This is a genomic window from Chloroflexota bacterium (assembly GCA_011322445.1).
Lineage (GTDB): Bacteria > Chloroflexota > Anaerolineae > Anaerolineales > DRMV01 > DRMV01.
The window spans coordinates 1-26608 of the sequence record DRMV01000022.1; the positions used below are offsets into that span (position 1 = coordinate 1).

Below are 26608 nucleotides of genomic sequence, written 5' to 3' on the forward strand. Positions count from 1 at the left end.
CCCCTGGCTCCCCTCCCCGCATGCGGGGAGGGGATGGGGGTGGGGTAAAGAGGGCGGCTCTGGAAACGCTACTGCGTTGCAAGAGCGGGGGTAGGGAGAGATTAAATGCGAGAACCATCCAGGTGAGATTTGTCAGTCAACGCGCTGAACCACCGCCCGGCTTGAACCCACGGGAGGAAACCCATGCGCCGCCTGACCGCTTTGCTCGTGCTCTTTGCTGCCGCCCTGCTGCTGGCCGCCTGCGCCGCGCCCGCACCGACGCCTGCGCCCGCGGCCCTGCCCAGCCCCACACCCCAGCCCACCGCCACCCCGCAGCCGCTCACGGCCACCCCGACGCCGACGGCAACGCCTTCGCCGACGCCCCTGCCCGCGGGCCTGGGCGACCTCCTCGGGCAACTGCGCGCCGCCTGGTCCACCAACCCCACCTACGCCCCCGCTACAGCGGAGCAAGTAACCCAGTTAGCCAAGGATTTGGGGATTGAACCGGCGAAATTGGGACAAGTCTATCGAGTGGAAGCCGGGAACGGGGCGGTATTTTGGGCGAGCGCGGAAACCGGCCAGACTTATGCTATTCGTCAGGTGCCAGACGCGAGCAAGATGGAGAACCTGCAAGGATTGCTGGGCCTGGAAAACACCCAAAAAGCGGTCAAGGGTGGGGAAGAGGTGTTAGCGGTAAAAGAGGTGGCAGAACTGGAGCGCTGGGGCAAGGTGGTTAGAGGTGAGGATGGGCATTGGTGGCAATGGGATGAAAAGAAAGGGGCGTGGGAAAAAGTGCCTTATAGCGGGTTTGACCCGGAAGTTAGGGTGGAAGTGGTAGAGCGATTTTTGACGCTCAAAGGTTATACCAATGTGGAAGAGGCAGTGACAGATTTCATTGAAAATCATGGTGGTAAGTATTATGTTGATTTTGGTTTGCGGCAGCATGATGTAGACACTTTTGATAAAGCCCATTTTGTGGGTTTTGCCTTTGCGAGGCCAATGAATATGGGGACAGGCTGGTTACGGGTAGAGATGGATGGGGGCAAAGAAGTAGATGCTTTAGCCATTTTTGCTGGCTTTCCGGTGCGTGACCGAAGCCGGGTGAGAACAGGCGAGCCAAGATTGATGGTAGTGCCGGTGGTAATCGGTTTTTATGATGAAAATGGTCGGTGGTGGGATACTGTTGGAAGATTATATGGGATGTCAAATGCTGCAGTGTTAGATTCTAAAGGAGTAATTGGGGGGTGGGAAACTGGCTATCACTTACCTATTGATGATCCAAGTAAGATGGAAGCCCTATTTGACAATCCGAAGAATGTGGGAAAGAAGATGTATATGGATGATGTGAGCATAGTTTATTTACCTTGGTTAGAAGGTAAACAGCCCGAGACAGACAGGCAACCAAGCAAGGGAATGCGAGAGTGGTTTGAGAATCTGAAGAAGAGTTGGTGGTATAAGTTGTCAACCGATAAGCAGGTGATGCAGGCAGAGGTGGGTAAAAATCCCCTGAGGGAGTTGGCAACAGGAGAAAAAGAGGAATGGGAGGAAACACCTGCGGTTATACCGGTAATGTTGACTTTTGATGGAGATGGTGAGGATCCATGGGACTATAGTGTCTTGAAAAAGTAGAGGAAAGCGGTGGGGTTTGGTATAGTGGAGATATGGGTTCATGGTTGATGGTTCATAGTTCATGGTTGTTAGTTGTTGGTTCGTGGTTTGTAGTTTATGGTTTATGGTTGAGGGTTTCAGGATTGAGGAAGGTTTTTTGGGTGGTTTTAGTGGTGGTTTTGGTGGCGGGGTGGGGAAAGGTTGATAAAGTTCAAGCGGACACTTGTTCGGCGGCAGATGGAGCGGTGTATTGCGCGGCGGAGAGTTGTGGGGTTTGGTATGACCCGCCAAACAATTGTTCGTTTACCAGCCAAAAGTGTGTTTATAAAGATCCAAGCGATACATCAAAGGCTGAGTGTGGGTTTGGTTCTGGATGTCATTGGGATACGGCATATAATAATTGTGTAGCTGATGAAAATAATGCCGATGGCCTATGTTTGGTGTGCAATGACCAGACGCAGGTTTGCACTTGTGTAGATGCTTATGGCACGCCGGTGAGTTGTTGTTTTTATTGTCCTGATGGGTCGGGGTGTGGGAATGACAATCCGCCAGGGTCGCCAACGCCAACGCCGACAGGTTGTACGCCTGGGGCGCCAACCAAGCCGGCTATTACTTCACCGACCAATGGAGAAGTGGTGGCAGCGGGGAGCAGTCCGGCGACGGTGACTTTGACCTGGCAGGCGCCAAGCGAATGGAATTCGTGTAACGGGACGGAAAAATATAATGTGTATGTTGAACAGGATGATACGCCCGGAGATGGTTTGGTGACGGATAGCAGCACTTTGGTGGGCAATTGCAGCGGAATTACGGCCACCAGTTGTTCGGTGAGTTTGACGGCAGGACATAAATATGATTGGACAGTGATGGCCATGAATGAATCCTATGGTAATACGGCAGACCCTTCTTGGTTTGATTTGGAGGGGGAAGTAAGTGGAACGGTGTATTTGGATGAGAACAACAGTTGTTCAACCAGCCAGCCGTCGAATTTTGGTGGGGGGATGACGGCCAGTTTGCGGAATACCAGTTACAGCGATTCGGTGGGGAGCGACGGCCAGTTTAGCATTGGGGCGCCGGGGGGAAGCTACACTTTAGACATGACCATTCCCAACGGTTATATTTGTTCGACTGGGCCTTTGGGGACAGGTTGTGGAGGCGGTTGTCCGACCCAGACGGGAGTAACTTCACCCAGTGCGGGTAACAACTTCTTCTTTACCCAACGGCGGTCGGCCTGGTGGCAGGTGGTTGGAGGTGACGTTTACGCCGGTTCAACGGGTGGGGGAACGGTGATTCGGTCGTTGATTCCAGGGTCAGTGCCGGCCAGCCAGCGGCACTTGATTTTGTCGCCTGATGGGGTGGTGATTTATCGCACCGGGAGTTTGGCGTTGGATAGTGGGGACGTTTCGGCGGGAGGCTATAAAGCCAGGGCGGCTATTGTGAATGCTTCTGGCCCCCAAATTCGGGTATAATCGGGTTGGCCTGGGTTTCCCCAGGCGCTATTTTGGAGGGCGCCAGCGCGCCGGAGGTACACATGAGCGCAGTGCAGACCGTGGCATTAGGCGACGCCATGTATCTGCTGCGGGTGACCGACCGCAGCAGCAAATATTTTGAAGGCGTTTGGGATATTCCCGAGGGGATCACTTACAACGCCTATGTTCTGAAAACGCCTGAAGGGGCGGTCTTGTTCGATACGGTCAAAGCGACGTTTACCGACGACTACTTGAAGGCGCTGTGGGAACTGGTTTCCCCTGAGGAAATCAAACACATTGTCATTCACCACATGGAACCCGACCACAGCGGCGCCCTGCCCGCGGTGTTGGAAGCCACGGGAGGCAGGCCGGAAGTATGGGGCCATGCTTTCACCAGGCGCCTGCTGACCAGTATGTATGGCCTCAATCCCACCTTCCACACGGTGAAGGATGGCAACGAACTGGTCTTTGGCGGCGAGCGGATGGTTTTCTACCTCACGCCCTGGCTGCATTGGCCTGAGACCATGGTGACCTATTTCCCTGAGAAGGGCTATTTGCTGACCGGCGATATCTTGGGCGGGTTTGGCACGCCGGAAGCCGTGTTTGATGATGACCCTGCGGATGTGAGCGTTTTTCTCCCTATGGCGCGCAAATATTTTGCCACCGTGGTGGGGCACTACAAAGCGCATGTCATCAAGCAGTTGCCGCGTCTCAAGGCGTTGGGGGTGCAGCCTCGCATGGTGTTGCCAGCGCATGGCTTGTTGTGGCGGCATGATCCGCAGCGCATCATCGACCGCTACGTGGCATGGGCCGAAGGCGTCCCCACGCCGGGTAAAGTGGTCGTGGCCTACACTTCCATGTACCGCTACGCGGAAGAGGCGATCAATTACATTTTGGGCTTGTTGCGCGAGCGAGGGCTTTCCCCGGTGGTCTATCGGTATGTGGACGACCACCATGATGAAGTTTCCGACTTCTTGGGGGAGTTGCCCGACGCCCAGGCGGTCATTCTGGGCACGGCGACTTACGAAGGCAGCATGTATTTGCCGATGAAGCACTTGATTGAGGAAATCATCCACAAAGCCGACTACGCCAAGCCGTTGATGTTGCTGGCGGCTTATGGTTGGGCGGGGGCGGCAGGCAAGGAGGCGGCGCGCCTCTTCGAAGGCAGCGCTTACAACCTTGTCGACGTGGTGGAATTTCGCGGCAAGTTGAGCGCAGACGACCGGCAGAAACTCCAGGCCGCGGTGGCGCGGCTGCTGGAAGCCGAAGCATAGGGACGATATTTTCCCGCCGTGAGGCGGGGTTATGGCAGCGTGAAGTGGGTCGAGCGAGCGCCTGAGCGCCTGGCTGGGCCCCGGAAAGACGCCCGGCGCGTCGGCTGCGGTCGGCGGGTGGGGCGTTTTTTTGCTCTTGTGGAGGTGTGATTGTGGCCGTTTCGGTCTCACGGAAGTTGTCGAATGCTTTCGAGGGTGCCCTGGCGGGCGGTGGTGACCCGGCAACCTCGCCGCTGTATGTTTTTGGGCCTTTCCTCAAACTCATCGTCGTCGCGGGGGTTGCTGAAGTTACCTTTGGTGCCAGCGTCTGGCTGGTGGTGTTCACCATCGCGATGGTCTCGGCCATGTATCGCCTGGTGATGCGTTGGGTCACGGATGGCAGCGGCGGCAGCGGCCTCACCGAAGAGGAATTTGGCGGCTGGGCGGTCAAAATCAACGCCGGCATCACCTTCGTGGAATACACCCTTACCTTTCTGGTCAGTATGGCGGCCCTGGTGACCTTCATCGCCGACCGCCTGCCCATGCTCAACGACAAATTCCTGTTTTGGGACTACCGCGCCCTGGTAGCCGTCGCGCTGAGCATTTTCACCGGCTGGGCGGTCAACCGTGGGCCGAAGGTGGCAGCCGCCATCTTTGGCCCTGCCACCGCGGCTGTGCTGGCCCTGCTGTGGGCGATGAACATCGCCACGGTGGTCAAACTCGGCCTGCACCTCCCCGATTTTTCTTTGCAGGCGTTTACCGGTCCTTACCTGCACTATACCCTCGCCGGCTACGCCCGCATTTTGGCGGTTATGACCGGCATCGAAGTCTTTGCCAACCTGGTCGCGGCTTACGAAGGCCCCCCCGAAGAAAAAAGCCGCAAGGCCTTTGGCAGCCTGCTGATCATCATGGGCACGGCTGCCGTGACCATGCTCATCACCGGCCCGGCCATCTTCCACCTGGCCGACCCCACCAACCCTGAAGTTTCGGTTTTTACCCAAACGATGGACAAACTGCTGCCGCCCTGGCTGGCCTATGCGGGCACGCTCATTGGGGTGGCCGTGCTGCTTTCCGCCAGCGCGGCCAGCGCCCAGGGGCTGCAAAACCTGGCCCTGGGTTTGAAAAGCCGCCGTTACGTCCCCGACCTGATTGGGCGGCGCAACAAGCATGGCGTGGCCGATGTGCCTGTATGGATCGAGGTTGGCATTGCTTCCCTCTGTTTCCTCTTCATCGGCACGGCTGAAGAAACTTACCTTTCCATCTATGCCGCTGGCGTGTTCATTTTGCTCAGCATGACGGGCTGGGCGGCCACCAAGCGGCTGGTACGCGAATTGAAGGTCGAGTTTACCTCTTCGCACGCGGCGACGCTGGTGGGCACGGTGATCGCTGCCTTCCTGACCACCGCGGCGACGGTCATTATTTTTGTGGAACGCTTCAAAGGGGGCGCGTGGACTTATTTCATTTTCATCCCTGTGCTTTATTTCATCTTCACTTACTACCGGAAGAAACTCGGCCCGCCTTCGCCCCTGCAAGAGCAACTGGGGCGCCTGGAAGAGGCTATGTGGACGCTGGAAACCATTTCCCCTGGCGGCGGCAGTACGCGGCCGCTGGTCACGCCGCTGCCCCAGGTTGAGGCCTGGGAAGCCGCGCCGGAACGCGTGGCCCGCTGGCGGGAAACGGTCTCCCTGAAACGTATTCTGGTGCCCCTGGGGGGCACGGCGTATGCCGAGCAGGCGGTGGAACTGGCTGCGCTGTTGGCGGAACATTTTGACGGGAGCGTGTTGTTGGTCTCGGTTATTCGCACGCGGCCGCCGCAGGCCAGGGATAAAGAGGCCCAAGAGGCGCTCGCGCGGGTGCGCGCCGAGAAGGCGGCTTACCTGGAAAGCGTGGCCGCGCGGCTGGAAGCCCGTGGCGTGCCGGTGACCACGCGTGTGGGTGTAGGCCCGATTGCCGACGTGCTCAACCACCTGGCTGCGGAGGAACACATTGACCTGGTCGTCATGACCACGCACAGCAAGTCGGCCTTCCGGCGCTGGTTCTTGGGCAGCAAAGCCAGCAAGATTCTGCAGCTGACGAACATCCCCGTGCTGGTCTTCCGCCCGGCGAGGGAAGGGCAGCAGCCGGCCTTCCGCTTCCAGCGGCTGCTGGTGCCCCTCGATGGCTCGGAATGGGCCGAGCGGGTGGTGCCTTATGCCCGCACGTTGGGCGAGGCGTTTGGCAGCCAACTCATCTTGCTGGGGATTCCGGAAGTGCCTGACCCCGCGCTTTATGGCACGATGGCCGATGTGGTTGCCAAACTGCGCGCCCAGGCTGAGGTCGAAACCCGCGCCTATCTGCGCGCGGTGGCAGGGGTGTTGACGGCTGAGGGCCTACCCACGGAAGTGCTTGTCACCGGCACCGAGGCCGACGAAACCATCCTCAAGGTGGAAGAGGAACGCGACGTGGACCTGGTGCTGATGTCGTCCCACGGCCACGGTGGGATGGATGCCGTGCTGCTCGGGTCAACCGCCGAGCGGGTGGTGCACCACAGCCCCCGTCCGGTGATGCTGGTGCCGATTCCTGAGAAGAGGCCCTGAGTGGGGCGCGGCAAGATGCAGGATGCAGGATGCGACTTGCAACTTGCAACTTGCATCTTGCAACTTGCATCTTGCATCTTGCAACTTGCATCCTGCATCTTGTAACTTATGCTATAGTAAAAATATGAGCCCTTGGTCGCCTCTGCTCGAAGCCTTTCTCTCTGTCGTGACGGTGGGGGGGGCTTCCTGTTGGCGTGGCTGGTAGCCCGCGAGCGCCTGTCGCCTGCCGCGCGCTGGGTGGGGGGGCTCAGCGTCGTGCTCGCCGCGGCAGGGCTCTTTTGGTCCGTGTGGGCCGAGAGCCGGGCGCCTTATTTGCGCACTGGCCGGCATACGGCCGCCCTGCGCGCAGTGTTCGAGGTGCTGGGGGCGCTGGTAGGGATCGGGCTGGCCGTGATGGTGGGGTTGTGGCTTGTGCTGCTCTCGTAGGGGAGGGAGGAGTGAGCCGTGAGGCATGGAAGGCGTTCCCGAGGATGGTTGCTGGGCTTCTTCCTGGCTTTGGCACTGCTGCTGGCGGGGTGCGGCGGCAAGTCGGTCGAGGTGCTGCGGCGCCAGGGTGAGTTCTTCATCCGCCCCGATGGACGGGTGGAGGTGACGGAGACCTGGGAAGTCCGCTTTCGGGGTGGGCCGTTTCGGAAGGCTTTCCGCAGCATTCCTTACTATCGCCTGGAGGGGGTGAGTGACTGGCAAATAGCCGAAGACGGGCAAACCTATCGTGAAGTGGAAGGCGCGGCCGAGGCCGCTCCCTACACTTTTTGGGTGGAAGACGACGGCACCGAGAGCCGGGTGGTCTGGCGCTTTCCTGAGACGCACAGCGCCACCCGAACTTTTACGCTTCGCTATACACTGCACGGGGTGTTGTGGGTAGCGGAAGAAGGGGATCGCTTTTTCTATGCTTTCATCGAGGCCGATAGGGGGTATTCCATCCGAGATGCCCGGGCCACGGTGCACTTGCCGGCGGCTTTCCCCCCTGGGCGGCTGGAGACGGCCACCTTTCGAGGGGAGGAACCCTCGGACGATGAAGTGACCTTTCCCGATCAGCGCACGGTTGTTTTCCATGCGCGTAAGTTGGCCCCCGGCGAGCGGTGGGAGATTGGGGTATCCTGGCCCCACGGCGCGGTGCAGGCTGCGTCGCCAGCCTGGCAGCGGGAAGCCATGCGTTGGGTGCGCCCTGAAGTCTATCAGGCTTTCCTGCGCCTGGAACCCGATGGGCGGGTGCGGGTGACCGAGACCTGGCGGTTGCATTTCGTCTCGGGGCCTTTCACCGAGTTCACTCGCACGTTGCCCCAAACCCGGCTCGACCGCATCACCGATTGGGGGCTGAGCATGGATGGGCAGCCGTGCCCGTGGGTGGACGACCCCTTCGGGGAGGATTGCGCGCTGACGATGAGTGACGATAGCGGCCTCTTGGGGGGGAAGAGGCGGTATGAAGCCGTGTGGCACTTCCCTGAGACGAATGACGCCACACACACCTTTACCTTCACTTACACGGTATGGGGGGCTGTGGCCCAGGGCGAGCGAGATCAACTGCACCTGACGCTGGTTGATTCCCTCTTCCCCCCTTGGCCGAGTCAGAAAGTCGAGGTGGGGCTGGCTTTACCTTCGGAAGCCCTGCAGACCACCGCCCAGCCGACGCTGTGGGCGGGAAAAGCGCCGTGGGATGTTCCTTCCTGGAAGCAAGATGGCACCTGGTGGTTTCGCTGGGCCGGCGGGGCAACGCCTGGGGGCACTTCGCTGGCTATTGAGGCTTCCTGGCCCGGGGCCCTGCTGGCCCTGCCGGTACCGGCCTGGCAGCAACGCCAGCAGGCCAGGATTGCAGCCTATCATCAGCGGTTGTTCAAAATTGGCTTGTTGACCGCCCCCTTCGTGTTGCTGGTGGTGGTTTTGCTTGTGTTGCTGTTCCTGCTGGAGCCGCCCCTCTGGCCGTGGCCCTGGCCTAAATCGGCTCCCCCCGAGGCGCTGCCCCCGGCGCTGGTGGGGGTGCTGCTGGACCGGCAGGTGTTACAGCGCCACGTGCTGGCAACGTTGTGGGATCTGGCCCGAAAGGGGTATCTGCGCCTGGAACATCGGGGAGGAACTTACCGCTGGCGACGGCTGCGCGACGCCGATGTGCATTTGCTGCCTTATGAGCAGGCGGTCTTGGAATCTTTGTTCCCGGGGGACGAGAAACGCTCTTGCTCTCTGGCGACGGCGCAAAGGCGCCTGGAGGTGGGCTGGGATGAGGTGGTGCGCCTGCTTGAAATCGAGGCCCTGGGAAACCGACACTGGTTCCGCTGGCCGTGGCATATTCGGGCGAAGGTTCGCCGGGTTTTGAACCTCGCGGTAGGGGTGTGGGGGTTCGTTTTCGTGGGCGGGTGTCTGTTGGTTGATGCGCCCGCAGAAGAGCAGAAGATTTACCTTCTCTGGCCGGTGCTGCTGGGTGGAATGTTGGTGGTGCAATGGTGGCTGCCCCGACGTCTTCCGCCGCGCACGTGGGGAGGATGGCGCGCGGCGGCCCGCTGGCGGGCGTATCGTCTGGGGCTGTGGCTGCGTTGGCTTCGCCCTTCGGCCTTGTCTCAGGATACCTTGGACGAGACGCTGGCTTATGCCACGGCTTTTGGGCTGGGCCCACGTTTGTGGCGCCGCTTGCAGGCCCGGCCGCCTGCTGCGGCTTCGGCGTCTTTTGCATGGGTGCATTTGCCTGCTGCGGCATCGGCGGCGGGCCGCTCGTCCAGTCCATCGGAGGGCGGAGTGACCGTTTCCGCCACAGATGCGCTGAATGCAGCCGCGGGCGCGGTGTTTGCCGCCCTCGAGGCCGCGGCGAATGGCGTTTTCTCGGCGCTGAACGCGGCTACAGCGCCTTCGACGCCTTCTTCCGGCAGCAGCGGCTACAACAGCAGCGGTAGCAGTTCCTCTTCCGGCTTTGGAGGCTCGTCGTCGTGGGGAGGCAGCACTTTCTCCGGCGGTGGCGGCAGCGGCGGCGGTTCGAGCGGGTTTGGGGAGTGAGGCAAAGACAAGATGCAAGGTGCAGGGGGCAAGATGCAGGATGCAGGATGCAGGATGCAGGTTGCAGGTTGCAAGCGTGGCTCGCGAGGCAGGGCAGGGATGGCAATTGCCCTATGGAAGGGGGTATAATTGCCCCATGCACTTTGCCCTTTTTTGGCAGAAGTGCGCACCCCAACGATGGAGGTATGACCATGTCCTTGAAGCACAAAGTGCTCGTCCTTGTCTCGCTGCTGTTGGTGCTGAGTATGGCGTTGGCGGCGTGCGGTTCGAAGGCCACTTCGACGCCCGCCCCCGCAGCCACTGAGGCCCCGGCGGCGACTGAGGCCCCGGCAGCCACCGAGGCCCCTGCGGCCACGGAAGCGCCTGCGGCCACGGAAGCGCCCGCGAAGCCCGTCACCATTGAGGTTTATTACCCCGTGGCGGTGGACGCGCCGATTGCCAAAATCCTCAATGGCTATATTGCCGAATTTGAGAAAGAAAACCCCAACATCACCGTGAAGCCGGTGTTCGCGGGGGGCTACGGCGATGTCAAGACTACCATCCAGACCACCATTGAGGGTGGCGGGAAGCCGCCGGTGCTGGCCGTGATGCTCGCTGCCGACCTGTACGACCTGGTCAACGCTGGCTACATCGTCCCGTTGGACGACTTCATCAAGGCCATGCCCAATGGCGATGCCTACATCAACGACTTCTTCCCGGCCTTCCTGGCGAATTCCAGGTACGACGGCAAGATCTGGAGCATTCCCTTCCAGCGCAGTGTGGTGACGCTTTACTACAACGCCGACCTGTTCGAGCAGGAAGGCATCAAGCCGCCCGACAGCTGGCAGGCGCTGGCAGAAGCCGCCCAGAAACTCACTATCCCCGACAAGCGCTGGGGCATCGAATGGCCTTCTGGCTGGCCTTACTGGCTGTTCCAGCCGCTGGCCATTGGCAATGGCCAGAACATCGTGAAATCGCCCACCGAGGTGGTCTTCAACGACCCGAAGGTGATCGAGGCCGTGCAGTATTACATCGACCTCTCGCACAAATACCACGCGATGCCCGAAGGCGTGCAGAAGAACTGGGGCAACGCGCCGGCCGATTTCGCTTCGGGTGCCGCGGCAATGATCGTGCATTCCAGCGGCAGCCTGAACGGCATTCTCAAGCAGGCCGACTTCAAGGTGGGCGTGATGGCCGTGCCTGGTAAGGAGCCCGGCACTTACGCCACCGTGACCGGCGGCGGCAATTTCTACATGCTCAAGGGCGCGACGCCTGAGCAGCAGCAGGCCGCCTGGAAGTTCATCGAATTCGTCACCCAGCCCAAGTATGCCGCCGACTTCAGCATCCAGACGGGCTACATTGCTACCCGCAAGAGCGCCTACGAAACCGATGCGATGAAAGCCTACATCGAGAAGGTGCCGCAGGCCGGACAGTTGAAGGATATGCTGCAGTACGCTGGCGCGGAACTTTCGTGCATGAACCTGGGCAAGGTGCGCAACATCTTCCACAAGTACCTGCAGGCAGCCTATAACGGCCAGATGACGCCTGAAGAGGCCATGCAGAAAGCCCAGCAGGAAGCCGACAAGGCGCTGGAGATGTTCAAGTAGTGTGCGTTTGAAGTCTAATCCGTACCATAGGGGCGAGGCGCCACCTCGCCCCTATGTGTCATTCCGTCCACCGATGCGCGCCGATGGACGCTGTTTTTTTCTGGGTGCTGTGCTCGTCGGTGCAGTCGGTCGTTTTTCCCGGAGCCTGCCATGTCTGCTGCTGCCCCTCCGCTTTCCCACCGCAAAGCCCCCAAGTGGCTGCCCTATTTACTGATTTCTCCCACGCTGGTGATTGTGCTGGTGTTCACCGCCTGGCCCACGGTGCAGGCGATTTACATGAGTTTCTTTCGCCAGTATCTTAATTTTGCCAAGTTCCGCACGCCCACTTTCATTGGCTTACAGAACTATAAAGAGCTCTTCACCAGCCCCGATTTTCTGCAGGTGCTGAAAAACACGGCTATTTATGTGATTGGTACCGTGCCCGCGAGCATTGTGTTGGCTTTCCTGTTTGCCTTGCTGGTCAACCGGGCGGTGAAGGGGATTGGCCTGGCGCGTTTGGGTTTTTTCTATCCCACCATTTTGCCTATGGTGAGCGCCGCGACTATCTGGATGTTCTTTTTTACGCCTGATTATGGGCTTTTCAATACTTTCCTGGAAACCTTCGGCTACCACGGCCCTGAAAACTGGCTGGGGAACCCCCACCTCGCCTTGCTTGCTGTCATGATTGTGGCCGTGTGGAAGAACGCCGGTTATTTGATGATTTTCTACCTCGCCGGGCTGCAAAATTTGCCAGAAGATGTCTTCGAGGCGGCTTCCCTCGATGGGGCCAGCTGGTGGACCCAGTTGTGGAAGATCGCCTTCCCCCTGCTGCGCCGCACGACACTTTTTGTTTCCACCATTGCGATTATTGATGCTTTCCAGGTGGTGGACCATATTTTCGTGATGACGCAAGGCGGCCCCAGTGGTGCCAGCACGGTGTTGTTGTATTACTTGTGGCAGGTGCGCTTTGAAGACCAAAACGTCGGGCTGGCTTCTGCATTGACGGTGGTGCTCATCGTGATTATGCTGGCGATTACGATTACAAACTTTGTGCTTTCTGAGCGGGAGGGGGCATGATGGTCGTAAGCAGTGCAAAACTCCGCAAACGTTTGACGGATGTGTTCCTCAATGTGCTCACGGCGGTGCTGGCCGCGGGATGGGCTTCTATCATCGTCTGGGCGGTGGTGGTGTCGTTTCGGCCTTCCAGCGAGCCGCTGGGGCGCGGCGATGTGTGGTTCGGCCATGCGCTGACCTTTGCGAATTACCTCAAAGCATGGTCGCTGGCCCCCTTTGGAATTTACTACCGCAACACGATCATCATTGTGGGGATGATTTTAATTGCCCAGTTGATTACGATCACGCTGGCGGGCTTTGCTTTTGCCCACCAGGAATTTTGGGGCAAGAAGGCGATTTTCTTCTTCATCCTGCTGCAATTGATGATTCCCGCGGCGGCGCTTTTGGTGCCTAACTTCTCTACCATCCGCAAACTGGGGCTGTTCGACACCACGCTGGCAGTGGCGTTGCCTTATTTTGGCTCGGCTTTCGGCACGTTCCTCATGCGGCAGGCTTTCCTGGAGGTGCCGCGCGACCTGGTCGATGCGGGCATCATGGATGGCTGTTCGTGGTGGCAGTTGTTGTGGCATATCTATCTGCCGCCCTCGGTGCCCACCCTGGTGGCGTTTGCCCTTTCTTCGGTGAGTTGGCACTGGAACGAGTTTCTCTGGCCGTTGGTGGTCACCTTGACCAACCGCTCGCGCCCGCTGACGATTGGCCTGGTGCGCTTTACGCAGTTGGGCGAAATTGGGGCGCGCTGGCCGTTGCTGGCGGCGGCGACGATCACGGTGATTGCGCCGCTGTTCCTCCTCTTCCTGATTTTCCAGAAGCAGTTCATCCGCAGTTTCCTGCACTCTGGGCTGAAATAACGGCTGATGTCCCGCCGCTGGCTTGCTAACAGCCTTTTGCTCATCACCGCCGCGGTGTGGGGGCTGGCTTTTGTGGCCCAGCGTGTGGGGATGGACTACATTGGCCCCTTTACCTTCAACGCGGTGCGGTTTGCGTTGGGGGCGGTGGTGTTAGGGTTTATCGTGCGCTTCCGCCGGGGCCGCGCTGCGCGGCTTGCTTTGCCGCGAGCCAGCGTGCAGCGCGGCCTGGTGTTGGGGCTGGTGCTTTTTGTGGCTTCCTCGTTTCAGCAGGTGGGCTTGGTTTACACCACCGCCGGGAAGGCGGGCTTCATCACAGGGCTGTATGTGGTGCTGGTGCCGCTGGCGGGGGCGCTGCTGCTGGGAGAACGCCACGGCGCGCAAGTATGGCTGGGGGCAGGATTGGCTGCCGCGGGCCTTTACCTGCTGAGCGTTACCGGCGCGTGGCAGATGGAAAAAGGCGACCTGCTGGTGCTGATGAGTGCCTTTTTCTGGACGGCGCACGTTATTTTGGTGGGGCGGTGGACGGTCGCCCACGATAGCCTGACGCTGGCTGCGTTGCAATTCGCCGCGGTGGCGCTGCTCAGCGGCGTGGTGGCCGCGGACTGGGAAAGCGTGACGCTTGCAGGCTTGCAGGGGGCGCTGTGGGCGATTTTGTATGGTGGGCTGATTTCGGTGGGCGTGGGCTATACGCTTCAGGTGGTGGCCCAGCAATACGCCTTGCCGGCTCACGCGGCCATTATCATGAGCCTTGAGGCGGTGTTTGCTCTGCTGGGCGGTGTGGTGTTGTTGGGGGAACGCGTGAGCGGGCGCGGCCTGGTGGGGGCGGCGTTGATGCTCGCGGGCATGGTAATTTCCCAATGGGAAGCCACGGCCGACGACGTGGCAGGCGGGGCGGGCTGAAAGCATGGCCGGCGCGATAACCTACGGCTGGGAGGGGTGTCGCCGGGAAACGGAGGCGCGTGAAGGCTATTTGAAGGGTGGCTTTACTGCTGGCCGGAGGAGGGGGTTTTTTGTAGAGGGCTTTCGACTTGATTTTTTTCGCAAATTCGTCTACGCTTAGGCTGGCTGTGGTCATAAACATTTACCCCCCGTAGGTGAAATGGCGAACCGGACCCCCGCTTCAGAGGAATTTCCTCTGCTCCTCACCAAAATCCAGGTGCCGCGTCGGCCTCCGGGTGTGTTGCGTCGCGCCCGGTTGGTGGAAAGGTTGCACCAGAACCTCCACCGCCGCCTGACGTTTGTTACGGCCCCTGCGGGTTTTGGCAAAACAACCCTGCTGGTAGACTTCGCTGCTGAAGCGCCTGCCAGGGTAGGGTGGTATCACATCACCGCCGAGGACCGAGACCTGCGGCGCTTTGTGCGCTACCTCGCAGGGGCTTTCCTGCAGGTCTTCCCGCAGATGCGGGAGGTGTTTGCCGATTTGCTGGAAGGCGTGCTGCCGGCTCAAAACCCGGTGGCCCTGGCGGGGTGGTTGAACAACTTGCTCGCCGAGCACGTGGATGATTTTACGCTGTTGGTGATTGACGATTACCACCTGGTGGGGGAACAGCAAGAGGTGGTGGATTTTGTGGAAGCATGGCTGGAGCATTTGCCCGACCAGGTGCGCTTGCTGATTGCCTCGCGCAGTGTGTATGGCATTCCTACCACCCGCCTTTACCTGCGAAATGAACTTGGCCTGATAGGCCCTGAAGATCTGCGCTTTACGGCGGAGGAGTTGCGGGCCCTGGCGCGGCTGGCTTATGACGTCGACCTGCCGTTGGATTATGCCACTGATCTGGCTGCCCGTACCGATGGGTGGATCATTGCGATGCTGCTGGCTATTCGCCTGCGCACCGAGGGCAATATTCCTCTCATTCACGGTGAGCGAGAAGAACTGTACGCTTTTTTGGCGGAAGAAGTTCTCAGGCATCTGCCGGCCTATCTGGTGGATTTTTTGCTCAAGACCAGCCTTTTCGACGAGTTCGATGCCCCGCTGTGTCAGGAAGTGCTGCAGGAGCCGAAAGCGGCGGCTTATTTGCGGGAGGTTGAAAATCGCAATTTGTTCGTCACCCGGGTAGATACGCGCGAAGGCGCGGTTTATCGGTATCACCAATTGTTTGCGGATTTTCTGCAGAGCCGCTTGCAGGCAGAGGCTCGAGAGGGCCGGGTGGCGCTTCATGCGCGGGCGGCGCGGTGGTTTTGGGAGCGGGGCGATGTCGAGCGGGCGGTGGCTCATCGGTTGGCGGCTGGCGATCGGGAAGGCGCGGCCGAATGGATGGATGCGGCAGCCCGGGAAGCATTTTTGAATGGTCACTTGGAGCTGTTGGCCCAGTGGGTGGCAACGTTGGAGAAGCCGGTGGACCTGCGCCCACGCGCGCCGCGCTTGCTGCTTTACCATGCCAAGGCGTTAGGCAATCAACAACGCTTTGCCGATAGCGATGCGCTGCTGGCGCTGGCGCGGCCGGTGCTGGAACAGCAGCACGATGACTTGCTTTGGGCTAACCTTCTGGAAGCCCAGGGACTGAACGCCTACATGCAGCGCGACTATGCCCGGGCAGCGCAATTGGCCCGCAGTGCCAGCGAAGCACTGAGCAAACTGGGGGAAGGGCTCTGGGAAAAAGCACTGCGCTTTGCCCAGTCGCGACGGGTAGAGGCCCTGGCAATCTATTATTTGGGGCAGCGTAGGGAGGCGTTGAAGAAGTTAGAAGGCGTGGTGCACGATCTGCGCGCGTTGGGCGGAGAGACGGCACGCGAGCGGCAGGAAAAGGCCTACAACCTGGCGATGGTTTTGCAAGACCTGGGGGTGCTCTATTTCCAGGAAGGCCGTTTAGGTGATGCGTTGCGTGCCTTTAGTGAAGTGAGAGATCTATGGCGTGAGCATCATTTGAACCCGGTGGAATTTCCCGCCGTGCTGAACAACCTGGCGTTTCTGTACCACCGCAGCGGACAGCAGGAAATGGCGCTGCGCACCTATTTAGAGGCCGCCGATGCGGCGCGTAAGCAAGGCTCTCCTAACCTGGCGGCCGTACTTTCAGGCATTGGGGAAATTTACTACGAAGAAGAGCGGTGGGAAGAGGCCCACAAGACCTTTCAAGAAGCGCTTGCTGTGGCGCGACAAAGTCAGTCGGCTGACTTCCTCGCCGCGGCCCATCGGGGAATGGCAAAACTGTGGGCTGCGCGTGGTCAGTTTGCCATGGCTTTCGAGCACTTGCGACAGGCGGCTGTGTTGTTGGGGCGTTCTGAGGAAAGCGCGTGGTATGCGGCCTGGAAGGGGCGGTTGTATTGGTTGCTGGGCGACGACAAGGCGGCTTTGGCCGCACTGTTGCCGCTTTTGGAACCGCGCGACGAGAGCCTTTTGCAGGAAGACGAGGCGCGCATCTTGTTGCTGACGGCAGCATTGTTGGCCGATCAGGGGGAAACCGAGCGCCCCCTGCGTTTGTTGCAGCGCGCTTTGGAAATGGTGGCCCATTTGGGGTATGTCCACTTCCTGCGGGTGGAAGCGCGCCGGTTGCAGGCGTTTTTCCGTCAGATGTCTGCGCGCCTGTCGCATCCTGTTTTGGAAGAGTTGGTGCGCCTGGGGCAGCCGCCCTTAGCCCTCGCGCTGGAAGCCCCTCAGCAGGTTGCCTGGCCGCCTTTGGTGGCGCATGGTTTTGGGGTGGGGGAAGTGTGGCTTGGCGAGGCGCGTATTTCTCGCGCGGCATGGCGGGCAATGGGGGCGCGGGCGCTGTTTTTCTTCATCCTCGACCGCGGCCCGGTGCGGAAAGAGGAAATTGCGCTGGCTTTTTGGCCTGATTTCTCGCTGGCAAAGGTGAATAGCAATTTGCATGCTACCTTGTGGCGGGTGCGGCGAGCGTTGGGCGATAAGCATTTCATTCAGGTGGAAGAGGGGCGTTACCGCCTGCATCCTAATTTGCAGGTGCGCTATGACGTCGCGACGTTTGAACAACTGCTGCAAGAGGCTGCCCGCCTCACCGAAGTGGAGAAGCAGCGGGGCTTGTTGGCGGAGGCGGTGCGGCTTTACCGCGGTGATTTCCTGGAGGATATGGACTTTCCCTGGGTGAGTGATCGGCGCTATGAATTGCAGCGCCGCTATGGAGAAGCCCTGGCGTGGCTGATTGAAGACGCCATGCGCCGGCGGGCGTGGCGAGAAGCCCTGACGTGGCTTGAGCCTGCCCTGGCAACGGAGCCGTATAACGACCGCTGGCATCTTTACCGTTTGCAGTGCCTCGCGGCCATGGGAAAGCCTTCCCGCGCGCGAGCCTACTACCGGGATTACCGCCGCCGTTTGAAAAAGGAGTTGGGGGTTGAGCCGGATGAGGCATTGCAACGTTTTGTCGAGTCCTTAGGGTAGAGGGCACACCCAGGGGGAAGCCGGATGTGGAAGATGGTGACGCGTACAGACCGCCTCAAGGCGGTTTTTTTATTTGTTCAGAGGGTTGTTCATAGAGTAAGGGGTAAGATGCAGGCAAGAATTCGGTGATGACGTGGAGAGCGTCATTCGGTGGCTTGAACTAAGGAGGTTTCTCATGTTGAACAATGTGATGAATCGGACGATGATGGCGCTGGCTGACCCGCGTCGGCGGGCGTTGCTGCGGGTGGTGGTGATCGCGTTGGCGCTGCTGGCCAGCTGGCTTATTCCCCAGCACTACGCTTGGGCAGAAGGGGTTTTGATTCCGGGCGGCCATGGCGTTTAACGGCAACCTCGACAAGGAGGCTCCCAATGTGCAAACTAACCCTCAACGCCATTGTGACCCGGGCTTTGATGGATGAGCGTTTCTGCCAGGCCCTGTTGGCGGGACAGACCGACCAGGTCCTGCGCGAATTCCCTCTGGGCGAGGAAGAACGCTGGGTGTTGGAACATGCCCGGGCGGCCACGTTGGATGGGTTTGTCGCGCAGCTTCACGCGTTGATGCATCAACAGCAAGCGCCAGTGCCCGCGCCCGCAATGGACATGCCTGTGGCGGCGGCTTACCAGGCGGTGGGCGCAGCCTGAGAGAGCGGTGTAGTGGGCCTTCCTGGGGCGCATTCAAAGGTAGGGGTAGTAGATGCAAATAGTCTGACGAGCCTTTCCCCGTTGGAGCCTTGGGTGGGTGCGCATCGCTTTCCCGAGCACCGCAGAGGAAACACGCCGGGACCGCGGCCTCACGACGCACACGGAGCGATGGAAATGGTGCCCACAAATTCTTTACAGGCAGTTGTGGGGGAAGATGCGGAGCGAAGGGCTCGTCTGAGGTTGGCCCTGGATGAGGGTGGGGGTGTTCTCCGGGCCTACCTGACAGACCTCTTCGTGCAGGGGTGGGTGGCGGCGCTGCACGTCCGCGATCTGGAAACCAGCGACCATACCCATCGCGTGGCGCGCGCGACCGTGGCTCTCGGCCGGGCGTTGGGCCTTGATGAGTGGACGCTGCGTATCTGGCGCTGGGGAGCACTGTTGCACGACATTGGGAAAGTGGCCGTGCCCGATAACATCCTCCACAAACCGGGGCCGTTGACGGCAGAGGAGTGGCGCGTGATGCGCCGTCACCCGCTGCTGGCGCGAGAGATTCTTGAAAAAGCCGCTTTCCTGCCGGCCGAAATTGTAGAAATCCCTCTCTATCATCATGAGCGCTGGGATGGGAGTGGCTATCCCTTTGGCCTCAAAGAAGGTGAGATTCCGCTGGCGGCGCGAGCCTTTGCCGTCGTTGATGTGTGGGATGCCCTCCAAAGCGAGCGCCCGTATCGTCTTCCCTGGCCGCGGGAACGCGTGGTCCGCTACATGCAGGCCAACGCAGGTGTTCTTTTCGACCCCTATTTGGTAGAACTGTATATCCGCCTGTGGCGGCAAGGGTTGCAAGGTTAAAGTTTCTACCAGGTCGAAAAATGTGAGGGGTACGACGGTGAGCTGAAGGTGAAAATGGATTAGGTTGGTTGTGTGGGGAAAGTGTAACGAAGAAAGCGGAGCAGAAGAAACCTGCTCCGCTTTCTCGCGCCTTTGGTGCTTTCCTTTCTTGGGCCGTTGGCCTTGTGCCTCACCCTTATGCTGTGTTGGGGAAGGAGGAAGGAAGAAGGAAGAAGGAAGAAAATAAGCAGCCTCTATCCAGCCAGGGCCGCGCCAAAGCTGCTGAGAAGCAAAACGCCGATGCCTAACGCGATGTTGATGTAAAGCAAGGTGGCGCTGAGTTTGGCGCGCTGGGGCGTGGCTTGCCCTTTACTCAGCACCAGCGTCCGCACCAGTGCGATGATGACCATGACGATGACGAAGATGTGTTTGGTGGCGAGGGTGTTGGCGTAAGGGTTGCCGAAGTGGAAAAGCCCCAGAAAGTGCGGGGAATGCTTTGCCATCAAAGCGCCGGTGATGGCCAGCCCTACCATGCTGATGTAGGCCAAAATGCTTTGGCGCTTTTGCATGGTGCTGAGCACTTTTTTGGTTTGCGGTGTTTGGCCTAATACCTGAACCACAGTGGGGCGGAAAGTGATCCCGATGGCAATCATCCCGCCGATCCAGGTGACGGCAAACAGGTCGTGCAAGAAAGAAATGATGGCTAAACTTTGTGCAGACATGGTGCTCTCCTGAAAAGAGGGTTAGGTGGACAAATGGGAAGGGTTGCGCGAACTGGCTTCCGCGGCGTGCAGGGCGCGTTCCCAAAGGGCGAGCAGGGTTTCCTGCTCGGCGGCGGTCAGCCCGCTGAGGAACTGGCGCGCTTTGGCACGGCGGAATGCCAGGACTTCCTGATACAGGGCCTCTCCCTGTGGGGTGAGGAAAAGACGTCGTGCCCGTTTGTCGGTGGGGTCGGGCTCGCGGCGCAGCAGCCCGCCTTGCTCCAGCCGACGAAGCCCCACGCTGACGGTGGGCGAGGTCAGCCCCAGCCCGGTCGCCACGTTTTGAATGTGGCAGCCGGGGTGGTCGGCAATCCAGCTCAAGAGCATGAGTTGCGCGGGTGAGATCTGGAAGGCTTCGAAGGGCGGGGCTTCTGCCCCCAGGGTGCGCAGGCGGTAAAGCAGGTGGAGAAAGCGATCTTCGATGTTCATGGGGAGGCTCTTCTGAGGTGGTGCTCATAGTATGAGGGGGAGATCACACTTTTCGGCCGCGCACTGAGCCGCAAGCGATGTTAGTTAGGCTATCTAAATTATACTCCCGTTTTGGCTCAGGGGAAGAGGTGGTCTGTCAGCGTTTGGCCACGTACTGAACTTTTCCACCCGATTTGGCACGGTCACCCTGGAAACGGTCTCCTTGACAATAGGACTAAAGGGCTATATACTTTATGTCGTAAAGTCGATTCCGGAGGTTGATGGGCCCTTAATGAGATTCTCTCGACGATCTTGGCTTGCCAGGTTTGGCATCATGGGGCTTGTAATGATGGCCCTCTTGGCTCGGCCGCAAACGGCACTTGCGGCGACGAGCGGGAGGGTTGCTGCGTTTAATACGGGGGGATACAGCCACCAGGCTTTTGAAGCGGGAACAGCAACCTCTACCCCGAGTGCGACGCCTGCCCCGAGCAATGCCGAAGGGCCTGCGCCGACGGCGACGGTCATGGCGACCTCGGGGGCAGATGAGGCGGCGCCCCCGGCGGATACGCCAACGTCAACGCCAACGACCATGCCGACAGCGGGCGTGACGCCGACGACCACCCCAGCGGTGACGGCCACGGCGACCTCGCCTGTCACTGCAGCGCCCACGGTCACGGCGACGCCTGCACCCACCGGAACGGTCACGGCGACAGGGCCGCCACCACCCGCCACGGCAACAGTCACGGCAGCACCGGCAACCACGGCCACGCCGGTCGCCACGAGCGAGGCCCGGCCAACAGAGGGGGACGCGGGCGCCGCAGGAACGGGGGGACAGGATCCTTACTTTACGGCCACAGACGCAAGCGGGAATTCCACCACTTATGCCTATGAAACCGATTGCAGCACTGCCCCGACGGGGAGCACCTGTACCACAACGACCACCCCAGTGCAGGCTGCAGTTGATGGGGCTAAAACGCAAAAAGCCAACGGTGATACGATTCAAAATGACACCATCAACATCGAGGCCGGCGAGTTCACTGAGACTTCGCTGACCTTGCAAGACATTGATTTCCCGTTGACTTTGGAGGGGGCGAGCGGCGGTACCACCACGCTGGACGCCGACATTTCGGTGCAGAACGTCAGCGCGACGTTGACCTTCCTCAACCTGGTGCTCAAGGGGACGATCTCGGTACAGAACAGCACCGACGTGCAGTTTCAAAATGCCACGGTGAGCAATGCCCTTACGGTGCAGAATGCCTCGGTGACGCTGGACAATGTCAGCGGCAATGCGACCACGAATACCGTGACCGTGGTTTCCGATGGGAAGGACGCAGCCACGAATGTATCCAACACGCTGACCGTGCAAAACACGAGCGACAACGTGACGGTAGCGGTGCAGAACAGCGACGGCAACGATGCGCACACCGTGGTCGCCAACGGCGCCACGGTGACGGTCAACGGCTCGTCGGGCGACGACCACGTCACGGTGCAACTCCAGGGCGGCAACACGACGACCAACGCGGTGGCGGTGAACGGCGGCGACGGCGATGATGCGCTCACGGTGGAACAGCAGGGCGATGCTACGAGCACGGTGAACTACAACGGGGGAAGCCAGACCACCGGCGACAGCCTGACGGTGACGGGGAGGAACACCGACGCAGCGACCTACACCCCCGCCGCCAACACCTCGGGTGTCGGCACGGTCACAGCAGCCAACGCCACGGTGAACTTTGCCAACCTGGAACCGGTCACGGTGCACGATGTCGCCAGCCTGACGGTGAACGGCAGCGCCGGTGTGGACGCCTTCGCTGTGGATAGTCCGGCGGCGGGCGAGAACCGCATCCACGGCACGGTGAACGGCGGCACGCCTTTCGAAGCCGTGACTTTCTATAATGTGTCGACGGTGACGGTGGCGCTGGGCGCGGGCAACGATAGCCTGACGCTGGAAAGCGACCTGGGAGCCGCGAATCTGACCAGTTTCCAGGTGCAGGGCGGGGCGGGCACGGATACGCTCACGGCGTATGACAGGGTGAACGATTGGCAGATTACGGGAGCCGATACGGGGACGCTGAACAGCGTGCTTTCCTTTACAGGGGTGGAAAACCTCGTGGGCGGCAGCGACGCCGACACCTTCACCATCGGGAGCAGCGGCAGCCTGAGCGGCGCGCTGGACGGCGGCGGCGGGTCGGACACGCTCGTGGGGCCGAACCTGGATGCAGCCTGGGGGGTGACCGCGGTGAACGCGGGCACGCTTTCCGTGGGCGGGGCGCAGGTCGCCGCATTCCAGGATGTGGAAACCCTGACGGGCGGCGGCGGCAACGATGATTTCACCATCGGGAGCGGCGGCAGCCTGAGCGGCGCGGTGAATGGCGGCAATGGCACCGATACGCTGGATTTTGGCAATTACAGCGCCGCCGTGGCGATGGTGCTTCTGGCCCTGGGAACTGGCGGCTTCCGCGGCACGGTGACGGCGTTGGGGGGCGGCTTCGACGGCATCGACGGCGTGATTGGCAGCGCCCAGGTGGACCACCTCACCGGCCCTGACGGCGGTTTGACGTGGCAGATCACCGGGGCGGATGGAGGCATGGCGGGGAGTTTCGCTTTCGAAGCCATCGAAGATTTGAGCGGTGGCAGCGGCGCGGATACCTTCGTGATGGGCGCGGGCGGCAGCCTGAGCGGCTCGCTGGACGGCGGCAACGGCACCGATACCCTGGATTACAGCGCCTACAATACCACCGTGGTGGTGAATTTGATGCAAGGCACGGCCACGAATGTTCAGCAAGGGATTTCTTCCATCGAAAATGTCACAGGGGGCAACGGGAATGACGAGATTACCGGCAACGACAGCGCAAATGATCTGGAAGGAGGGGGAGGCGACGACACGTACTTCCTCGCCGAGGGTTGGGGAACGGATACGATTGTAGATAGCGGCGGCAGCGATACAGTGGACTGGCTGGCGGTCACCGTGAACACCACCCTGCGCTTCACTGCCAGCACGACCGCAACGCTTTCCGACGGCGCGGGGGATTCTGCCGGTATTCAGGGCGTGGAAACCTTCCAGGCAGGCAGCGGGAACGATACCTTCCAGGTTGATGGCGGCGTGACGGCAACGGCCACCATCTACAGCAACGGCGGGGATGACACCATCGTTTTGGGCGATGGAGGGAAAATCAGCGGGGCAGTGGACGGCGGCGATGGATCGGACACGCTGAATTACAGCGCTTACACGACGACGGTCTGGGTGAATTTGACGACGAGACAGGCCGTGAACGTGGCCGGCGGGGCGCAGAATGGGGTGTCGAACTTCGAAAATGCCATCGGCGGCAGCAATGATGATACGCTGGAGGGCGACGGCAGCGACAATATGCTCCAGGGCAATGGTGGCAACGATACCATTTACGGCTACGGCGGGAACGACACCCTCAGCGGTGATGTGGGGAACGACGTGGTTTACGGCGGCGACGGCGACGATACCCTCGACGGCGGCTCGGGGAACGATAAACTTTACGGCGAGGCCGGCAATGACACCCTCAGCGGTGGCCCGGGGAACGACGCGATTTACGGCGGCGATGGCACGGATACCTTTTCCGAAACCCAGGATGCCGTCGGGTTCAGCGTGGATTTGTCGGATATTCAACAGGATACCACGACGGGGGATTACTATGTAGAAGCCACCCAGAACGGCGTCGGCGGCATTGGCACGGACCGACTGTATGCCGATAGCGTCGGTAATTATTGCGAGATCGAGAACGTCACCGGCGGCAGTGGGAACGACACGCTCACCGGCGACGACCGGAACAATGTCCTCAAGGGCGGCCCCGGAAGCGATACCCTCGACGGCAAGAGCGGGGACGACACCTATGTCTTTGGCCCCAATTGGGGAGCGCATGACTATGTAAAGGAAGCGGACAACGGCGGGGAGGATACGTGGGATTTCAGCGCTGTGCCGGGCACGGTTGGCCTGCGGGTGGTGGTGGACAACAAGCCGGGGCAGGAAAAGGTGTTTGCTTACACCACCACCGGTCTCGACTTCGTCGAGTTCGTGAACGCCAGCGGCACCTCGGGGAACGACATTGAACACTTCGTGGGCACCTCGGGCGATGACCTGTTTTACTATCGTGCCATGCGCAGCCCCGACGTTTTCTTCGATGGGGGGGACGGCCACGACGTCCTTTACCTGGATGCGGGCAGTGCTGCCATTGATTACACCCTTGCCAGCGGCCTCAACAGCGGGCAAACGAAGGTCTCTATGCAAGGGGTACCAGTACCACCCTCTGTCTCTTTCCAGCATGTCGAGAAAGCGGAACTGTATGATGGCATCTTGCCCTTGCGCAATGGGGAAGCCAGTGCGCTGCGCGACCTGTTCGTGGCTTGGTACACATGGGGCGGGCGCCTGCAGGCCACAGGCTATCTGGATGTCACCCTCCCGCTGGTGGGCAGTACAGCCTATGGTGCAGAGGACGAGCGCCGCACCCTGGGAAACATCCTCGACCTGCAAACGCTGTGGCAAACGTATCTTGCCGACGTCGTGTTCCCGGCGGGCGACCTGCCCTCCAACACCCTTGAGGTGCAAACTCGCCTGGAGAGCATTACCGGCAACGGCAGCGACCTCAGCATTGCGGTGACGCTGGCTTCCCTGCCTGCGGCGTTCCCCTTCGACCCTGCCGATTTCTCAGCACCCACGTGGGTCGAAATCACCTGCGATGCGGCTTCGTGCGACGACAGCCTGCACTTCGACGCCGATTACAAGGCCACGCGTGCCTACACCACCTTCTACCCCTCTGCCGCCGATGGCCTGAAAGAGTGGAACTTCGCTTTCATCGACCCGACCACGGGGGACAACCTGCAAGTGCGCCTCCAGAACGAGGCTGTGCTGGATATGCCCATGACCTTCGGCGACTGGCATCGTTCGGACGGGAACAACCGGGAAGCCTTCCTTACCCTCGACGGCGGGGAGATGGCGGCTTCTTTGGGCGATGGTTCGGGAAAGGATCTGGTGCGCGAAGACGACCCCAGTGATAACGTGCTGCCTGCCCTCTTTGGCTTTGCCCCAATCGAAGTCTCGGGCGGCCAGACCACTTTCCAGGCTGCATTGACCCTGGCCCCGCCCGACCTCGATGGCAACGGTTACTTCACCACGGCCGAAATCGGGCAGTGGGATCAAAACGGAAGCCACGCCACCACGCAGACCATCCAAAGCGAGACCTTTAGAGCCGACCTGCCCGTGGCCTTGCGCGGCAGCGACACCACATGGTTGACGGTGCCTGCGGGCGCGAAAGTGACGCTGCAAAACGACCATGTTTTCACCCAGCCCACCTACACCCTGACCACTTTTGAGAACTTCGGCGATCTCTTCTACTTCCATCGCGCCAACGCGATGGCCGTGCTGGGCATGTGGCGCAAACTGACGGCGTGGTTGGTGCAGTTTTCAGGGTCGCCGTTCCTGAATATTCCCATTCCCTTTGTGGGGGGCGTGACCATTATCGACGCTAACGGGCATGAGCACCATCTGGCCCCGCCGGTGCTGGGGCAGTTGATCAACTACGGGGCGGTGTTCAAGAGTAAATTGCTCGATGCGCTTTACAACCAGCCCTGCGACCCCAACGACGCCAGTTGTCAGGAAGCCGTTTCCCTTTGGTGGCAGGATTTGAAAGACTACCCGAACTGTGGAGCGGGCGGCAGTGCGGATTGTGGCACGCCGACTTTCGCCGATGCTGTGGAACTGGCTGACAAACTCAAAGGGGCGGTGGGCGATACGCACCTCACCTGGGAATATGATTCGGCGAGCAAGGAACTCCGCTACACCATCACGAACTGGCAGGTCGCCTTTGCCCTCTCGGTGGACCCGGCGATTTACGCTTCTTACGACCTGGGAAGCGCCGGCGACCTGCTGGAGGACCTGACCGCCCAGGGCAGCGCGACGGTGACGGGGACGCTGACCTTCAACTTTACCTTTGGCATCAACCTGGGGCAGGTGTCCGATCGGGCCGTGCTGGGGCCGGACATCCCCACCGTGCCTTCGCTGTACGGCGAGCCGCTCTTCATTCAGCGGGTGATGGACGCCGCCAACGATACCACCAAACTGGATGGCGTGCCGATTACCGGGCAAATCGACGGCACCCTGGATGCCAACGGCGACCCCACTCATGACCACCGGGCGGTGTTCTCCATGACGGTGGATACCTCGAATGGGCCGCTTACGAGAAACATTACCCTCGATACCAGCGGGAATGCCGACCCGCAGGCCGCTCAAGATCAGGGATACCCGATTTTGGACGACCCTCAAAATCA

15 protein-coding genes and 1 pseudogene are annotated in these 26608 nt (G+C 60.3%); 14 read left to right on the top strand and 2 right to left on the bottom strand.

What is annotated here, in order from left to right; genetic code table 11:
* Positions 1 to 183: 183 nt before the first annotated feature.
* The 13 genes from ENJ54_04355 (at position 184) to ENJ54_04415 (ending at position 19169) form a co-directional block, all read left to right on the top strand.
* Complete coding sequence (locus tag ENJ54_04355; protein ID HFC09077.1) at positions 184 to 1608, top strand: hypothetical protein; 1425 nt, start codon at positions 184 to 186, stop codon at positions 1606 to 1608.
* A 32-nt stretch (positions 1609 to 1640) separates the two neighbouring features.
* The gene (locus ENJ54_04360; protein HFC09078.1) at positions 1641 to 3053 is read left to right on the top strand and encodes a hypothetical protein; all 1413 of its coding nucleotides are present in this window, start codon (positions 1641 to 1643) and stop codon (positions 3051 to 3053) included.
* Positions 3054 to 3115: 62 nt separating this feature from the next.
* Positions 3116 to 4327: an FprA family A-type flavoprotein gene (locus ENJ54_04365; protein HFC09079.1), complete on the top strand. Its 1212-nt coding sequence runs from the start codon at positions 3116 to 3118 to the stop codon at positions 4325 to 4327.
* A gap of 152 nt (positions 4328 to 4479) precedes the next feature.
* Positions 4480 to 6882, top strand: a complete 2403-nt coding sequence (locus tag ENJ54_04370; protein HFC09080.1) for a hypothetical protein — start codon at positions 4480 to 4482, stop codon at positions 6880 to 6882.
* A gap of 189 nt (positions 6883 to 7071) precedes the next feature.
* The gene (locus tag ENJ54_04375; protein ID HFC09081.1) at positions 7072 to 7308 is read left to right on the top strand and encodes a hypothetical protein; all 237 of its coding nucleotides are present in this window, start codon (positions 7072 to 7074) and stop codon (positions 7306 to 7308) included.
* 18 nt (positions 7309 to 7326) lie between these two features.
* Complete coding sequence (locus tag ENJ54_04380) at positions 7327 to 9864, top strand: DUF2207 domain-containing protein (protein ID HFC09082.1); 2538 nt, start codon at positions 7327 to 7329, stop codon at positions 9862 to 9864.
* Between the two features lie 245 nt (positions 9865 to 10109).
* The gene (locus ENJ54_04385; protein ID HFC09083.1) at positions 10110 to 11450 is read left to right on the top strand and encodes an ABC transporter substrate-binding protein; all 1341 of its coding nucleotides are present in this window, start codon (positions 10110 to 10112) and stop codon (positions 11448 to 11450) included.
* 150 nt (positions 11451 to 11600) lie between these two features.
* Positions 11601 to 12506, top strand: a complete 906-nt coding sequence (locus ENJ54_04390; GenBank protein HFC09084.1) for a sugar ABC transporter permease — start codon at positions 11601 to 11603, stop codon at positions 12504 to 12506.
* On the top strand, positions 12506 to 13351 hold the full coding sequence (locus tag ENJ54_04395) for a carbohydrate ABC transporter permease (GenBank protein HFC09085.1): 846 nt from the start codon (positions 12506 to 12508) through the stop codon (positions 13349 to 13351). The genes ENJ54_04390 and ENJ54_04395 overlap by 1 nt, the downstream gene beginning before the upstream one ends.
* A 6-nt stretch (positions 13352 to 13357) precedes the next feature.
* The gene (locus ENJ54_04400; protein ID HFC09086.1) at positions 13358 to 14251 is read left to right on the top strand and encodes a DMT family transporter; all 894 of its coding nucleotides are present in this window, start codon (positions 13358 to 13360) and stop codon (positions 14249 to 14251) included.
* Positions 14252 to 14450: 199 nt separating this feature from the next.
* Positions 14451 to 17681 carry a tetratricopeptide repeat protein gene (locus tag ENJ54_04405; protein ID HFC09087.1) on the top strand — a complete coding sequence of 1077 codons (3231 nt, stop codon included), beginning with the start codon at positions 14451 to 14453 and terminating at the stop codon, positions 17679 to 17681.
* A gap of 369 nt (positions 17682 to 18050) precedes the next feature.
* The gene (locus tag ENJ54_04410) at positions 18051 to 18323 is read left to right on the top strand and encodes a hypothetical protein (GenBank protein HFC09088.1); all 273 of its coding nucleotides are present in this window, start codon (positions 18051 to 18053) and stop codon (positions 18321 to 18323) included.
* A 168-nt stretch (positions 18324 to 18491) separates the two neighbouring features.
* A complete protein-coding gene (locus ENJ54_04415; GenBank protein ID HFC09089.1) occupies positions 18492 to 19169 on the top strand; it encodes an HD domain-containing protein in 678 nt (225 codons plus the stop codon).
* A gap of 233 nt (positions 19170 to 19402) precedes the next feature.
* On the opposite strand, the gene ENJ54_04420 is transcribed toward ENJ54_04415, so the two are convergent.
* Both ENJ54_04420 and ENJ54_04425 read right to left on the bottom strand, forming a co-directional pair.
* Complete coding sequence (locus ENJ54_04420; protein ID HFC09090.1) at positions 19403 to 19870, bottom strand: hypothetical protein; 468 nt, start codon at positions 19868 to 19870, stop codon at positions 19403 to 19405.
* 21 nt (positions 19871 to 19891) lie between these two features.
* A complete protein-coding gene (locus tag ENJ54_04425) occupies positions 19892 to 20338 on the bottom strand; it encodes a MarR family transcriptional regulator (GenBank protein ID HFC09091.1) in 447 nt (148 codons plus the stop codon).
* A 576-nt stretch (positions 20339 to 20914) separates the two neighbouring features.
* On the opposite strand from ENJ54_04425, the pseudogene ENJ54_04430 reads away from it, so the two are divergent.
* Positions 20915 to 21028 (top strand): annotated as a pseudogene (locus tag ENJ54_04430) (hydrogenase accessory protein HypB).
* The last annotated feature ends 5580 nt before the right edge of the window (positions 21029 to 26608 follow it).

Coding starts and splice junctions, on each gene's coding strand:
- ENJ54_04390 (HFC09084.1), top strand. CDS start 11,601: ATGTCTGCTGCTGCCCCTCCGCTTTCCCACCGCAAAGCCCCCAAGTGG.
- ENJ54_04360 (HFC09078.1), top strand. CDS start 1,641: ATGGGTTCATGGTTGATGGTTCATAGTTCATGGTTGTTAGTTGTTGGT.
- ENJ54_04410 (HFC09088.1), top strand. CDS start 18,051: ATGTGCAAACTAACCCTCAACGCCATTGTGACCCGGGCTTTGATGGAT.
- ENJ54_04355 (HFC09077.1), top strand. CDS start 184: ATGCGCCGCCTGACCGCTTTGCTCGTGCTCTTTGCTGCCGCCCTGCTG.
- ENJ54_04385 (HFC09083.1), top strand. CDS start 10,110: ATGGCGTTGGCGGCGTGCGGTTCGAAGGCCACTTCGACGCCCGCCCCC.
- ENJ54_04405 (HFC09087.1), top strand. CDS start 14,451: ATGGCGAACCGGACCCCCGCTTCAGAGGAATTTCCTCTGCTCCTCACC.
- ENJ54_04420 (HFC09090.1), bottom strand. CDS start 19,870: ATGTCTGCACAAAGTTTAGCCATCATTTCTTTCTTGCACGACCTGTTT.
- ENJ54_04365 (HFC09079.1), top strand. CDS start 3,116: ATGAGCGCAGTGCAGACCGTGGCATTAGGCGACGCCATGTATCTGCTG.
- ENJ54_04415 (HFC09089.1), top strand. CDS start 18,492: ATGGAAATGGTGCCCACAAATTCTTTACAGGCAGTTGTGGGGGAAGAT.
- ENJ54_04425 (HFC09091.1), bottom strand. CDS start 20,338: ATGAACATCGAAGATCGCTTTCTCCACCTGCTTTACCGCCTGCGCACC.
- ENJ54_04395 (HFC09085.1), top strand. CDS start 12,506: ATGGTCGTAAGCAGTGCAAAACTCCGCAAACGTTTGACGGATGTGTTC.
- ENJ54_04400 (HFC09086.1), top strand. CDS start 13,358: ATGTCCCGCCGCTGGCTTGCTAACAGCCTTTTGCTCATCACCGCCGCG.